This is a genomic window from Microbacterium sp. NPDC076895, from assembly GCF_040687115.1.
Classification (GTDB): Bacteria; Actinomycetota; Actinomycetes; order Actinomycetales; family Microbacteriaceae; genus Microbacterium.
In genome coordinates this window covers 52,869-66,951 of sequence record NZ_JBFBMQ010000010.1, presented here as the reverse complement: position 1 = coordinate 66,951, position 14,083 = coordinate 52,869, and the positions used below count along the sequence as shown (strand labels likewise).

The window sequence follows — 14,083 nt, the reverse complement described above, 5'->3', positions numbered from 1 at the left end:
GGTGGGGCGCGGCGCGCGAGCGCGCTGCGCCTCACCGACCGGACTTGGCTACCTTCTCGGGAATCGGCGCGGACCCCTGGGCTGCCTGGCGCGCGTAGTAGTCGGACGCCTCGTCCTGGCGGGCCTGCTCTGCGCCGGACGCGATGGGCGCGCGAACGTGCTCGGGTTCGTAGCCGAACGCGTCGACGAGTTCCTGGGCGTGCGGGCGCAGTCTGCGCAGCAGCCGGTCGATGTAGCGGGTGACTGCAGCGGCCCGCTGGGTCGACAGACGTCCGTTGATGAGGTACCACGAGAGGTGCTTCTCGATGAGGGTCAGACCGAAGAGGTCGCGCAGCCACGTCAGGACCTGCTTGGTGTCGGCATCCTCGATGCGGTTCAGGGCATCCGTGAATGCCTCCCACTGCAGCAGCTCGCCGTGGGCACGCCCCGCTTCGATGAGCTCGGCCTGGTTCTCGGTGAACAGCGCAGCGGCATCCGTCTTCGACATCTTGGATGCCGGGCGCAGCCGCCCGGCGATGTCGGCGACCATCTGCTGAACGCGGTCGCCCAGAAGCTCGTGCTGCTGCTCGGCGCGAAGGCCGCGCTCGACAGCGCGAGCGGTAGATCCGAAGTCGGTGACGACCTGGCCGAACTGGCGCAGGCCCGCACCGTGGACGACGTTGCCGGCAGTCTGGCCTACAGCGAAGCGGGCGAGGGAAGCGGCATCCTTACCCTTGAACTGCTTGGCGTAGTCAGAGAGCAGCCGCTTGCCGACCAGCTGCAGCAGCACGTTGTTGTCGCCCTCGAAGGTCACGTAGATGTCGAGATCGGCACGCAGGGCCGTGAGGCGGTTCTCGGCAAGGAAGCCCTGGCCGCCGCAGGCTTCGCGCGCCTCCTGAATCGTGTCGAGCGCGTTCCAGGTCGAGAGCGCCTTCAGCGCCGCAGCCAGGGTCTCGAGATCTTCGCGCTCCTCGGGGGTGTCGGTGCGACCGCTGAAGACGCCGTCGAACATCTGCAGCAGCTCGTCGTGCGCGAAGGCCTGCGCGTAGACCTGCGCGAGCCGGGGAAGCAGGCGACGCTGGTGCTTGCCGTAGTCGAGCAGGGTGACCTCGGGAGTTCCTGCGCCGCTGTCGAACTGGCGCCGCTGGTTGCCGTAGGTCACCGCGATCGTCATGGCGAGCGCGGATGCCCACGTCGAGGCGCCGTCGAGCGAAACGCGGCCCTGCACGAGGGCGCCGAGCATCGTGAAGAAACGGCGGCCGGGGCTGTCGATGGGGCTGGAGTAGGTGCCGTCGGGGGCGACATCGCCGTAGCGGTTCAACAGGTTCTCGCGCGGGATGCGGACCTGATCGAAGTGCAGGCGACCGTTGTCGATGCCGTTGAGGCCGCCCTTGACGCCGTCATCCTCACCGCCGACTCCGGGCAAGAAGGCGCCCTCGTCATCGCGGATCGGCACGAAGAAGCAGTGCACGCCGTAGTTCACGCCCCCCGTGATGAGCTGCGCGAACACCGTCGCAGCCTTGCCGTGCAGCGCGGCGTTGCCAAGGTAGTCCTTCCACGCACCCCGGAAGGGCGTGTGGATGACGAACTCTTCGGTGTCGGGGTCGTAGGTCGCCGTGGTTCCGATCGCCGCGACATCCGACCCGTGCCCCGTTTCGGTCATGGCGAAGGCGCCGGGCAGGGCGAGGGAGATCACGTCGGGAAGCCAGCGGTCGTGGTGCTTCTCAGTGCCGAGTTGATAGATCGCCGAGCCGAACAGCCCCCATTGCACGCCCGACTTGATCTGCAGGCTCGGATCGGCGAGCACGAGCTCCTCGAAGCCGGCGAGGTTGGCGCCGTTGTCTTCGAGCCCGCCGTACTTCTTGGGGAACGCGCGGCGGGATCCGCCAGCGTCGACGAGGAGATGAAGTTGGCTGAGGACCCGCTCGCGGTGCTCTTGCATCGGCAGGCCATTGATCTGCCAGAAGGCCGGGTCCTTGATGAGTTCACGGGCTTCGCGGCGAGTGTCGGCCCACGTGCCCAGCAGCATCCGCGTGACCAGATCGGCGTCGATGCGCGGTTCAGCGGTAGGAGTTTCGGACGGACGGACGGCAGCGTCAACCATGGGATCACCTCTCGATGAGGGGGAAGGGAACGTCAGGCTCCACCGTAGGCATCCCACAAAGACGTCTCAAATCGCTTCACGATGCCTACAACGCGGGTCGGCCAGGTCGGTCGGGCTGGTTGTGGCGTTGCGACAGGGCACTCAGGGAGCCCTCAGCACGGATGCCGCCTCAGTCGCTGCTCTCGCGCTGCACCCACTCGACGGCGCGCTCGGCGACTGTCGCCACATCCTCGGCGACATCGACCACGACGCCAGGCTCGTCGGTCTCGAGCGGTTCGAGCGTGGCCAGCTGCGACGCCAGCAGCGCCGGCGGCATGAAGTGTCCGGTGCGAGCCAGCGCCCGGGCGCTGAGCAGCTCGGGGTCACCGGTGAGGTGGACGAACACCGTGTGTGGCGCACGCGCGCGCAGGCGATCGCGATACGACCGCTTCAGCGCGGAGCACGCGACGACGACGCCGGATGCCGCGGCTGCCCCACTGTCTGGCACCTCGCCGCCCGTGGAGCGCAGCGCCAACCGGTCGCCGACCAGGTCAAGCCACGGCATCCTGTCGGCATCCGTCAACGGAATACCCTGCGACATCTTTGCCACGTTCTCGGCCGGATGCAGGTCGTCGGCGTCGACGAACGGGAGGTGCAGGCGCCGGGCGATCTCGATCCCGACCACCGACTTTCCGCTCGCACTGACTCCCATGACGACGATCGCGGTGCCGGGTCGGGTCATGCTGCCAGCCTAGGGGTGCCCGACCGCCGGTTAGAGCGTAAGCCCGTGACCGAAACGGAAGAGCGGGTCGGCGGTGTCGAAGGGGACATCGGGGCGCGAGGCCTCGACCGCGGCCATGCTGCGAGGTACGTCGAACGGCAACTTTCCGCGGGCAGCGACCTTCCCCGAGAGGACCGACAGCAGCGCGTCGGCGCTCGCGCCCCAGTTCACGACGACCGCGTGCGCGGCCTCGACGATCGGCGCAAGAATCGCGGGTCGATCGAGGAACACATCCACGACCGTCGTCGTCACCGCAGCGATCTCGGCGACGCGGGCAATCGTCTCGTCAGCGAAGTCGAGCGAGCCGGCGTGGAAGAAGTTCTCGAACGCGGTGGCACGCGGCTCGAAGGGAGCCTGCAGCCGGAGGATTGCGAGGTCGGCATCCTCCGGGCTCTCGACGACCTCACCATACGCGCTCGCCACCGCAGGATCGATGCCCTCGACATAGAGGCCCAGTCCCGCGGCGAACGGCAGCGTCGGTGTCGTCGCAGCGCGCTGCACGCCGTTGGTGAGCACCGTCACCGACGCCTGCTGGGCCGCGACACCCGCTGCCCGGAACTCGGCGTTGCCGACGATGCGGTCTGCGGCATCCTCGTCGACGTACGGGTTGTCGAAGAGTCCGAGCACGAACTTCTCGCGCAGCAGGCGTCGCGCCGAGACATCCAGGCGGTCCTCGCTGAGCGCGCCGGCGCGGACAAGCTCGATCAGCAGGGTCGGGTCGTCCTCGCCGCCGAACTGATCGGCACCGGCATCGAGGATCTTGACCGCTCGCTCACCCGGGGTCAGGTGCTCGGCACCCCATGCGCGGGCGGGGAAGTCATCGCCCAAGATCGGCTGATCGGTCAGCAGTCCCCAGTCGGTGCAGACGATGCCGTCGAAGCCGTAGCGCTCGCGCAGCAGGCCCGTCAGGACACTCTTGTTGAAGCCGAATCCAACCTCTTCGTACTCGGTGCCCACCGGCATCCCGTAGTACGGCATCACCTGGCGGACGCCGGCGTCGAACGCCGCCTCGAAGGGCTTCAGATGCAGCTCGAACTTGCCGCCGGGGTAGACCTGCTCACGGCCGTACGCGAAGTGCGGGTCTTCGCCGTCTTTCTGCGGGCCACCTCCGGGGAAGTGCTTGACCATCGTCGAGACGGCGCCTGGCCCGAAGGCCGAGCCGTTCTGGAAGCCGCGGATGTAGGCGGCGCCGAGCTCTCCCGACAGGTCGGGGTCCTCGCCGAACGTCTGCAGCTGACGCGCCCAGCGGGGCTCGGTGGCGAGGTCGACCTGGGGGTGCAGGGCAGCACGGATGCCGACAGCGGTGTATTCCTGGCGAGCGATGTCACCGAAGCGCTCGACGAGTTCAGCATCCTGGGTCGCGGCAAGGCCGAGCGGCTCGGGCCACTGCGAGAACGGCCCAGCGAAGATCGCCGCGCCCGGGTTCTCGCTGAACGAATGGCGCGGGTCGGTGGAGATCGTGACGGGAATGCCCAGGCGCGTCGAGGCTGCGAGCTCCTGGAGCTTGTTGTGCCAGCGCGCGATCTCGCGTGCCGTGGGGGCCGCGCCCAGCAGGTTGAAGTGCGTGAGGTGGCGCTCCACGACGTACTCGCGGTTCGACGCGATCCCGAATGCGGGATCGCCATCTGACAGCTCACCGCCGGGGCCGAGAGCGATCATCGTCTGGAAGAACAGACCCGCCTTCTCCTCCAGGGTCATCTGCTGAAGCAGGATCTCGACGCGTTCCTCGATCGGGAGCGCGGAGTCCTTGTAGCGGGTGTCGACGGAGGGAACGGATGCGGTCTCGGCGGCGCCATTGCTCATGGCATCACATTAAACCGAGCGTTGTTTGGTTTTCAACTCGAGTGCGCGGCGACGACGGCGAGGACGGCGTCGCCGTAGGCATCCTTCTTCTTCGCCCCGATCCCGGTGATGCCCTCCAGGCCCGCAGGTGAGGTCGGACGGGCGGCGGCGAGCGCGCGCAGCGTCACGTCGCCGAACACGACATACGCGGGGACTCCCTGCTCGCGGGCGGTTTCGGCACGCCAGGCGCGGAGCGCCTCGAACAGGTCGCGATCGGCGGGCGCGACATCCGTTGCCGCCGTTTTGCGTACCCGGGCAGCTCCCGCGCGGCCGGCAACGTCGCGGCGCAGGGGCACTGCCTGTTCGCCCTTGAGCACGGGGCCGGCAGCCTCACCAAGAGCGAGAGTGCCGTACTCCCCGCGGGCGACCAGGATGCCGCGCGCAAGCAGCTGCCGCACGACGCTGCGCCAGTCCTGGTCGGACAGGTCAGACCCGATGCCATAGGTCGCGAGGCTTTGATGACCCAGCTGACGGATGCGCTCAGTGTCGGCGCCGCGCAGGATGTCGATGAGTTGCCCAGCCCCGTAGGCCTGGCCGCGCTCACGCTGGAGACGCACGATCGTCGACAGGAGCTTCTGCGCCGGAACGAGTCCGTCCCAGGTCTCGGGAGGCTCGAGGCACGTGTCGCAGTTGCCGCACGGCTCGGCGGGCTGGCCAAAGTAGCCGAGCAGATTCACCCGCCGGCACTCGACGGTCTCGCAGAGGGCGAGCATGGCATCCAGGTGCTGGTGCTGGCGTCGCTTGCGGGCGAGATCGCCCTCGCCGCCGTCGATGAGGCGACGCTGCTGCACGACATCCGCGAGGCCATAGGCCATCCACGCGACCGACGGCTCGCCGTCGCGGCCGGCGCGGCCGGTCTCTTGGTAGTAGCCCTCGACCGACTTCGGCAGATCGATGTGCGCGACGTAGCGGACGTCGGGCTTGTCGATCCCCATGCCGAACGCGATCGTGGCGACCATGACGACGCCGTCCTCGCGGAGGAACCGCTGCTGGTTGGCAGCACGGATGCCGGGATCCAGCCCCGCGTGATACGGCAGCGCGTCGATCCCCTGACTCCGCAGGTAGGTAGCGGTCTGCTCGACACTCTTGCGACTCAGGGCATAGACGATGCCCGACGCTCCCGCGGCCTGCGCACGAACGAACGCCGTGAGCTGGCGGCGCACGTCGGTCTTGGGCTCGATCCGGTACTGGATGTTGGGACGATCGAAGCTCGCGACGAAGTGGCGGGCCTCGGGCAGGTGAAGCCGGTCGGTGATCTCGCGGTGGGTCTCGCGCGTCGCGGTCGCGGTGAGCGCCATCCGGGGGACGCCCGGGAAGCGCTCGGCGAGATCCCCGAGGGCGAGGTAGTCGGGGCGGAAGTCGTGACCCCACTGCGACACACAGTGGGCCTCGTCGATCGCGATGACGCTGATTCGACCCCGCTGCAGCAGCGCGGTCGTCGCGGCACCCGACAGGCGCTCGGGTGCGACGTAGAGCAGGTCGAGCTCCCCGTTCAGGTACGCGCGCTCGGTCTCGGCGCGCTCGGGGGCAGACTGCGTGGAGTTCAGGGCCGCCGCACGCACGCCGTTTGCCCGGAGCGCCTCGACCTGATCGTGCATGAGCGCGATGAGCGGCGAGATCACGAGGCCCGTGCCCTCGCGCACGAGCGCAGGCACCTGGTAGGTGATGCTCTTTCCGCCACCTGTCGGCATGAGCACGACGGCGTCTCCGCCCGCGACGACATGCGCGACGATGTCGGCCTGATCCGCGCGGAACGCGTCGTAGCCGTAGACCTCGCGCAGCACGGCGAGGGGGTCGACTCCCGTGAACGATCGGGCGGGAGCCGCCGACACGCGACGGATGCCGACTGCGGATGGCGCCCAGTCCTCGGGTGGCTCGTCACCGTCGGGCGGTGGGGCGAGTTCGTCGGGATCCCACACCAGGTCGGCGTAGGGATCCTCGGGCGTACTCACCGCTCCACCGTATCCGGCGCCGCCGACGCCCAGTCCCTACCGCTCGCAGGCGCCCCGCTCACAACCGCACGACCTCGGTTACACGCACCACGGCGGTTCCCTCCTCGACGGATGCTGCCAGGTCGACCTCGGCGCGGATGCGCCAGTCATGGTCGCCCGCCGGATCGTCGATGATCTGCTCGACACGCCAGGTTTCGGCATCCGTCGTGTCAATGACGCACAGCTGCGGCGAGCGCGCAGGACCGCCGGTGAGGATCTCGTCGTGCTCGTCGTAGTACCGATCCATCGCCGCCGACCAGTCGACGCCCGGATCGAGCTCGGCCAGCCCGTCGTCGTCTTGCAGCGCCGCCAACTGGATGCGGCGGAATAGTTCGTTGCGCACGAGCACCGTGAAGGCGCGACGGTTTGTCAGGACCGACGGCGGTGCCGGCGGCACGACGGGGGCCTCGGGGTCGGCGACCGGGTTCGTGAGGGATGCCCACTCATCGACCAGCGACGAGTCGACCTGCCTGACCAGTTCGCCGAGCCACTCGATGAGGTCGAGCACCTCGTCGGTCTGCGCCTCGGCCGGCACGGTCTGGCGGACGGCGCGGTAGGCATCCGAGAGGTAGCGCAGCACGAGGCCTTCGCTCCGGGCAAGCTGGTAGAACGACACGAACTCGCCGAACGACATCGCCCGCTCATACATGTCGCGCACCACCGACTTGGGCGAGAGCTCGAAATCGAGCACCCACGGCTGACTCGACGCGAACACCGCGAATGACTGGGCCAGCAGCTCGGCGAGCGGCTTCGGATAGGTGATGTCTTCGAGCAGCGCCATCCGTTCGTCGTACTCGAGCCCGTCGCGCTTCATCGCCGCCACCGCCTCGCCTCTCGCGCGGAACTCCTGCTGCGAGAGGATCGCGCGCGGGTCATCCAGCGTCGCCTCGATCACGCTCACGACATCCAGCGCATAGTGCCCGGTGCCGGCCGTCGTCTTGGCACTCGAAGTTCGCAGATCCGCGCCACGTTCGGAGGATTCTGGCTCAGGACTGCGGAGTTCGTGCGATTCTGCGGAGTTCGCGGGGGCGGGGGCGGGCGCATCGGGGTCGAGCAGGGAGATCGCGGCGAGCGCAAAGGGCGAGAGGGGCTGGTTGAGGGCGAAGTTCGGCTGCAGATCGACGGTGAGACGGATGCCGTCAGCCGTGGCATCCACGATGCCTGCCGTCACGAGCGTGCGGAAGATCGCGATGGCCCGGCGAGCGAGTTCGTACTGCCGTGCACGAGGCTCGTGGTTGTCGAACACAAGGGAGCGGATGTTGCCGAAGACGTCGCCCCCGCGTCCGATGACGTTGATGAGCATCGCGGCGGTCAGCTGCAGGTGCGGGGTGAGTGGCTCGGGTTCGGCGTCGACGAGTCGCTCGAACGACCCCTCACCCCAGTTCACCTGGCCGGTGGGTGCCTTCTTGCGCACGATTTTCTTGCGTTTGGAAGCGTCGTCGCCGGCCTTTGCGAGCGCGACGGCGTTCTCGATCTCCCACTCGGGAGCCATGACGACGACATTGCCGTAGGGATCGAACCCGGCCCGGCCCGCGCGTCCGGCGACCTGATGAAACTCGCGGGCGGTGAGCTGCCGCATCCGCGTGCCGTCGAACTTGGTGAGAGCCGTGATGAGCACGGTGCGGATCGGCACGTTGATGCCGACCCCGAGGGTGTCGGTGCCGCAGATGACCTTCAACAGTCCCCGCTGGGCGAGGGTTTCGACCAGGCGGCGGTAGCGCGGCAGCATCCCGGCATGATGGATGCCGATTCCGGCCCGCACGAGGCGTGAGAGCGTCTTGCCGAACCCCGTCGTGAACCGGAACCCGCCGATCTCGGCGGCGATCTGATCACGCTGCTCGCGCGATGCGATCTTGGTGTTGATAAGCGCCTGAGCCCGCTCGAGGGCTGCAGCTTGCGAGAAGTGAACGATGTAGATCGGGGTCTCGGACTCCTCCAGCAACCGTTCGACCACGTCATGGACCGGGCGCCGCTCATACGAGAAGTGCAGCGGCACGGGACGCTCGACGCCCGTGATCTGCGCCACTTCGCGGCCGGTGCGGCGCTCGAGGTCAGCCACGATCGGGGTGACATCGCCCAGGGTCGCCGACATGAGCAGGAACTGCACGCGCGGAAGAAGCAGTAGCGGCACCTGCCACGCCCAGCCGCGGTCGGGATCGCCGTAGTAGTGGAACTCGTCCATCACGACGGCGTCGATGTCGGCATCCGTGCCCTGCCGCAGCGCGATGTTCGCCAGGATCTCCGCAGTGCAGCACACGATCGGTGCGTCGGCGTTGACCGACGAGTCTCCCGTGACCATTCCCACGTTCTCGGCACCGAAGATCTCGACCAGCGCGAAGAACTTCTCGGCCACGAGCGCCTTGATCGGCGCGGTGTAGTACGAGCGGCCGCCCCGGGCAAGCGACGCGGTGTGAGCAGCGATCGCGACGAGCGACTTGCCCGTTCCGGTCGGCGTCGAGAGCACCACGTGCGAACCCGACACGAGTTCGATGGCAGCTTCATCCTGCGCGGGGTAGAGACGGATGCCGCGCCCCTGCGCCCACGACACGAAAGCGTCATAGACGGCATCCGGTGCGGCGCCTGTCACGGCGTCCGTGAGCATAGGCGGGGAAGTCACCCCCCGAGTCTGCCTGACGCGAGCGACTCGCCCCCACGCGCACTGACCCTCGCGGAACACGACAGCCCCCGCCTACGTTGGGAGGAAGCAACGAGAGGACAGGTGATGACCGATACTGACGTGACCCCCGAGGTCGTGCGCAACGACGACAAGGGACGATACGAGATCAGCCTCGACGGAGCCCTCGCAGGCTTCACCGAATTCGTCGCCGACGATCAGGGTCGCCTGGTCTTCCCCCACACCGAGATCGATCCGGCCTTCTCGGGCCGAGGCCTCGGCACCGAACTCATCGGACAGGCCATGACGGATGTTGCGTCCCGTGGTGAGACCGTCGTGCCGGAGTGCTCGTTCGTGGTGCGCTACCTGCAGAAGCACGAGGTCAACGGGCTCGACGTCGCGTGGCCCCACGGCTCGGCGCCACGGGGATGACCCGACTCGACTCGGACGCAGCGGTGGCCGAAGAAGGGGCAGCCGACTGCGACGGACCCCGCCTGCTGAACCTCGAGATGAGGGATGTCCCGCTCGGCGGGATACGGGCCATGCAGGTCTCTCGCGCGCTCCCGCAGCGCGACCTCCCGCTCGTCGGAGCGTGGTGCTTCCTTGACCGCTTCGGGCCGCAGCGAACCATGATGCGCGTCGAGCCACACCCGCACATCGGCCTGCAGACCGTGACCTGGCCGATCAGCGGCGAGGTGCGTCACCGCGATTCCGTCGGCAGCGACGTGATCGTGCGCCGAGGCGTGCTCAACCTCATGACCGCAGGCGCCGGGATCTCCCACTCCGAATACTCTGTGGGCGAGACGGATGTCGACCTCGACGCCCTGCAGTTGTGGGTCGCCCTCCCTGAAGCGACCCGGTTCGGGGCGGCATCCTTCGAACAGCACGCGGATCTTCCGGTGGTCGATCTGCCCGCTGCCGCGGGTAGCGCGCAGGCTACCGTGGTGCTCGGGACGCTCGGCGAGGCATCCTCCCCCGCGACGACGCACACTCCGATCGTCGGCGCCGAACTCGAACTCTCGCCCGGAGCCGACGTGCTCATCCCGCTCGAACAGGCATGGGAGCACGCGCTGCTTCTGATTGATGGTGACGCGACGGTCAGCGGTGCGCCGGGCGGCGATGCGCACGACACCGCCGACCTGGACGCGAACCACCTGCTGTATCTCGGGACGCATCGTGACGCGATCACCCTGCGCACGGACTCCGGAGCCCGAGTGTTCCTGCTCGGCGGCGAGCCGTTCCCGGACGAGATCGTGATGTGGTGGAACTTCGTCGGACGCTCGCACGATGAGATCGTCGCCGCCCGCGAGGACTGGGAGAGCGCCGCGGCACGGTTCGGTCAGGTCGTCGACCACGGCCCGGAGCGCATCCCCGCCCCGCCGCTGCCGGGGGTGCGACTGACGCGGCGACGCAGACGCCTCTGAGACAGACTTTGGTCCCGAACGCGGCAGTACGCTGATACGGTGGCCCGAACCTCCGTCCTGACGACGCGCGTGCTCCTCACGACCGCCGCCATCGGCGTCGCGACGGGGCTGCTCGCGGGCATTGCGGGATGGGTCACGCCGCTCGTACTCGGGGCTGCACCGATTCTTTACGGCTTCGTCCTCGGGGCGCACGTGCTGCCGGGCATCATCGCGCAGGAGGTCATCCGCCTCCCGTGGGTGGCGCTTCTCAGCCACGTGTTCGCGGCTCTGGTGGCCAGCGCCATGGCTCCCCAGTGGGCGCTGCGATTCCTCGGCACCGCGATTCTCTTCGGCGGCATCCAGGAGCTCGTCGCCGCCCTCACTCGCTACCGGGTGTGGGACGCCTGGCGGTTCTTCATCTCGGCGGTGATCATCGGCATCCTGGTCGCCGTTGTCGTCGCGTTCGCCGCTAACCTCGCCGCCTACCCGTTGTGGGCACAGATCATCTACCTCATCGTCGCGGTGCTCGGCCCCGTCGCGTGGACTGCTGCGGGACTCGGGATCGGTGTATCGCTGCGCCGCGCCGGCGTCGCGCGCCGCTCGTGATGCTCCGGTCCGGACGCCCGCGAAACCCGAATCTCGGGGCGCGCGTAGTTAGGTTCAGCTAAGTTAGGGCGTACTTCCCTTTCCGATGAGGACCCGTGACAGCTCCCCCCGATTCAGCCGCGCGCTCGGCATCCGTCGCCCCCTCTCTGGGCGAGACGGCGGTGGCGGAGGCGAGCCTCGAGGTCGGGCCCACTCCGCTCCTGCGGCTGCGTGAGGTCGGAATCACGCACGAGGGCGAGGATGCCGCGACTCCGGCATCCGTGTCGTTCGAGGTATCGCGTGGCGATGTCGTGCTGCTGCTCGGACCGAGCGGTTCGGGCAAGTCGACACTCTCGCTCGCGATGAACGGACTCATCCCGCACGCCGTGCCCGCGACGCTGTCGGGACGCGTCGAGGTAGCCGGGATGGATGCGGCGACGCACTCCGTGGCGCAGCTGTCGACACACATCGGGATCGTGTTCCAGGATCCCGATGCCCAGCTGGTGACAGGCACGGTGCTCGACGAGGTAGCTTTCGGGCCCGAGAACCTGCGTCTCCCGGTGGCCGAGGTGCTCGCCCGCGCGGAGGCGGCGCTGCGTCGCGTCGGACTGTGGGAGAGGCGGGCCGAGAACCCTGATCGCCTCTCCGGTGGCGGCCGGCAACGCCTCGCGATCGCCTGCGCGCTGGCCATGGGTTCCCCGCTTCTCGTGCTCGACGAGCCGACGGCCAACCTCGATCCGCAAGGTATCGACGATGTGTACGCGGCCCTCGCCGAACTCGCGGCATCCGGTGACAAGGGCATCGTGCTGATCGAGCACAACCTCGACGCCGCTGCCTCGTTCGTGAACCGCGTCGTGGTGCTAGATGCTGCCGGCGTCGTGATAGCCGATGGCGCGGTGGACGAGATCTTGCGGGAGCGCGCGGCGGAGCTTCATGACCTCGGCGTGTGGTTGCCGACCTCGACCCTCGCGGCCCTGCGGCTGCGGGAGGCCGGGTATCGCTTCGATCCTCTGCCGATCAACCCCGAGGAGCTGCGCGCGGCGCTCGATCAACAGCCCGCGCCGCCCGCTCTGCGCCAAGCGACTGCGGCTGCCAAAGCGCCTGTGGCGGCATCCGAGACACGCATCGAAGTGCGGGGGCTCACGCTGCGCCGCAAGAAGACCGAGGTGCTGACGGATGTCGCGCTCGACGTTCGCGACGGCGAGTTCCTCGCGATCGTCGGTGCCAATGGGGCGGGCAAGACAACGCTGATCCAAGCCCTCGCCGGGGTTCTCGCCCCACCCCGAGGCACGGTCCGGATCGATGGACTCGACGTTGCGCGACAGGACGATCGGTCACTGTCGACCCACGTCGGGTTCGTGTTCCAAAATCCGGAGCACCAGTTCATCGCGACGTCGGTGTTCGACGAGATCGCGCACGGCCTGCGCCGACAGCACCTCGACGAGGCCGAGATCGAGCGGCGGACACTCGATCTTCTCGACCGCTTCGGGCTGCGCGAGAGGGCGCACGTTCATCCGTTCCTGCTGTCGGGCGGGCAGAAGCGGCGCCTGTCGGTCGGGACCGCCCTTGTCGCCGGGGCCCCCGTGCTCGCCCTGGACGAGCCGACGTTCGGACAAGACCGCGCCCGAGCCGACGAACTTCTCGGACTGCTGCGCGACCTCAACCGGGACGGCACGACGATCATCGTCGTCACCCATGACATGCAGCTGGTCGCCGAGTATGCCGACCGTGTCGCCGTCATGGAGTCGGGTCGGGTCACCGCGACCGGAACGCCGGGTGAGGTCTTCGCGGATGCCGACCTCATCGCCCGCGCCGGGCTGCGCGTTCCGCCACTCGCGCGCGCACTCGCGCCGCTTGTCACGCACCCGGAGCTTCGCGCGATTACGCGCGTCACTGACCTCCCCGGGGGTGCGTCGTGACGACGGCGCCGACAATGCTCCCGGCATCCGTCGCCGATGATCCCTATGCCCCGGTGCGGCAGACCTCTGCGGTGCGGTTCCTCTACGGACTGAACCCGCTCGCCACGATCGCAGCGGTGCTCCCGGCCCTCGTGCTGCTCGTGTTCGTGCGCGACCTTGCGACACCGCTGGCGTTTCTGGCGCTGTCGTACCTCGTGCTGCTCGTGGGCGTCAGCCTCAGCATCCGAGCCGCCGTCCTTCTCGCGCTGGTGATACCCGGCGCGACCCTGGTGTTGGGGTTCGGCTTCGCGCTCTGGACGGATGCCGGACTCGTTGCGAGCACGCCGCCCGTGCTGCAGATCGGTGCGTGGACGCTCTACAGCGGCGCGCTCGAGATCGGACTTGCGACGGGCCTACGGCTCGCCGCGATCCTTGCGCTCTCGCTCATTCCGGGCCTCAGCACGACCGGGCCCGACCTCGTACGCGCCTGCGTGCAGCAGCTGCGCGTCCCATACCGGATCGGGTATACGGCGCTGGCGGCTTTCCGGTTCGTACCCCGATTCGGTCACGAACTCGAGATCATCCGGCAGGCCCACCGGGTGCGCGGCGCCCACCGCGGACGCGGGCCGATCGCGAGCGTACGCCGGTGGGCCAGCTACCTCGTGCCGCTGCTTGCCGGCGCCATCCGTCACGCCGAGCGGGTCGCACTCGCGATGGACTCCCGCGCTTTCGGCGCCTACCCCGATCGCACCGAGCGGCACCTCGTCCCGTTCCGCGCGCGGGATGTCGTCTTCATCGCGGCCTTCTGGCTCGCATCCGCAGCCCTCTTCACCCTCTTCTTCCCCTGGGGCCTCGCCTAGTCAGTCGCGTTGTTCCTCGCCCAGCCGGGGCGCCACAAACGACGGAT

Annotated in this window: 10 protein-coding genes; 5 read left to right on the top strand and 5 right to left on the bottom strand. The window is 68.6% G+C overall.

Translation table 11 applies throughout. From position 1 onward, the window contains the following. Positions 1 to 31 precede the first annotated feature (31 nt). The 5 genes from AB0O89_RS10135 to AB0O89_RS10115 form a co-directional block, all read right to left on the bottom strand. A complete protein-coding gene (locus AB0O89_RS10135; protein WP_363497042.1) occupies positions 32 to 2,083 on the bottom strand; it encodes an acyl-CoA dehydrogenase in 2,052 nt (683 codons plus the stop codon). 169 nt (positions 2,084 to 2,252) lie between these two features. Further along, positions 2,253 to 2,804: a gluconokinase gene (locus AB0O89_RS10130; RefSeq protein ID WP_363497039.1), complete on the bottom strand. Its 552-nt coding sequence runs from the start codon at positions 2,802 to 2,804 to the stop codon at positions 2,253 to 2,255. A 30-nt stretch (positions 2,805 to 2,834) separates the two neighbouring features. Continuing rightward, positions 2,835 to 4,646, bottom strand: a complete 1,812-nt coding sequence (locus AB0O89_RS10125) for a glycoside hydrolase family 3 N-terminal domain-containing protein (RefSeq protein WP_363497036.1) — start codon at positions 4,644 to 4,646, stop codon at positions 2,835 to 2,837. A 32-nt stretch (positions 4,647 to 4,678) separates the two neighbouring features. Continuing rightward, a complete protein-coding gene (gene recQ / locus AB0O89_RS10120) occupies positions 4,679 to 6,637 on the bottom strand; it encodes a DNA helicase RecQ (RefSeq protein WP_363497033.1) in 1,959 nt (652 codons plus the stop codon). A gap of 58 nt (positions 6,638 to 6,695) precedes the next feature. Beyond that, the gene (locus AB0O89_RS10115; RefSeq protein WP_363497159.1) at positions 6,696 to 9,278 is read right to left on the bottom strand and encodes a DUF3516 domain-containing protein; all 2,583 of its coding nucleotides are present in this window, start codon (positions 9,276 to 9,278) and stop codon (positions 6,696 to 6,698) included. A 120-nt stretch (positions 9,279 to 9,398) separates the two neighbouring features. Here AB0O89_RS10115 and AB0O89_RS10110 point away from each other — a divergent pair, with 120 nt between their 5' ends. From AB0O89_RS10110 to AB0O89_RS10090, 5 genes are all read left to right on the top strand, one after another. Continuing rightward, the gene (locus AB0O89_RS10110) at positions 9,399 to 9,722 is read left to right on the top strand and encodes a GNAT family N-acetyltransferase (RefSeq protein WP_363497030.1); all 324 of its coding nucleotides are present in this window, start codon (positions 9,399 to 9,401) and stop codon (positions 9,720 to 9,722) included. Continuing rightward, positions 9,719 to 10,714 (top strand): pirin family protein, encoded by a 996-nt coding sequence (locus AB0O89_RS10105; protein WP_363497027.1) that lies wholly within the window; start codon positions 9,719 to 9,721, stop codon positions 10,712 to 10,714. Before AB0O89_RS10110 ends, AB0O89_RS10105 begins: the two co-directional genes overlap by 4 nt. Positions 10,715 to 10,753: 39 nt before the next feature. Then, positions 10,754 to 11,299, top strand: a complete 546-nt coding sequence (locus tag AB0O89_RS10100; protein WP_363497024.1) for an ECF transporter S component — start codon at positions 10,754 to 10,756, stop codon at positions 11,297 to 11,299. A gap of 161 nt (positions 11,300 to 11,460) precedes the next feature. Continuing rightward, positions 11,461 to 13,197 (top strand): energy-coupling factor transporter ATPase, encoded by a 1,737-nt coding sequence (locus AB0O89_RS10095; protein WP_363497156.1) that lies wholly within the window; start codon positions 11,461 to 11,463, stop codon positions 13,195 to 13,197. A gap of 14 nt (positions 13,198 to 13,211) precedes the next feature. After that, positions 13,212 to 14,036, top strand: a complete 825-nt coding sequence (locus tag AB0O89_RS10090; RefSeq protein WP_363497153.1) for an energy-coupling factor transporter transmembrane component T — start codon at positions 13,212 to 13,214, stop codon at positions 14,034 to 14,036. Positions 14,037 to 14,083: the final 47 nt, after the last annotated feature.

Excerpts from the sequence above, each read along its gene's own strand:
- AB0O89_RS10135 (WP_363497042.1), bottom strand. The coding sequence starts at position 2,083 with ATGGTTGACGCTGCCGTCCGTCCGTCCGAAACTCCTACCGCTGAACCG.
- AB0O89_RS10130 (WP_363497039.1), bottom strand. The coding sequence starts at position 2,804 with ATGACCCGACCCGGCACCGCGATCGTCGTCATGGGAGTCAGTGCGAGC.
- AB0O89_RS10090 (WP_363497153.1), top strand. The coding sequence starts at position 13,212 with ATGCTCCCGGCATCCGTCGCCGATGATCCCTATGCCCCGGTGCGGCAG.
- AB0O89_RS10110 (WP_363497030.1), top strand. The coding sequence starts at position 9,399 with ATGACCGATACTGACGTGACCCCCGAGGTCGTGCGCAACGACGACAAG.
- AB0O89_RS10115 (WP_363497159.1), bottom strand. The coding sequence starts at position 9,278 with ATGCTCACGGACGCCGTGACAGGCGCCGCACCGGATGCCGTCTATGAC.
- AB0O89_RS10105 (WP_363497027.1), top strand. The coding sequence starts at position 9,719 with ATGACCCGACTCGACTCGGACGCAGCGGTGGCCGAAGAAGGGGCAGCC.
- AB0O89_RS10125 (WP_363497036.1), bottom strand. The coding sequence starts at position 4,646 with ATGAGCAATGGCGCCGCCGAGACCGCATCCGTTCCCTCCGTCGACACC.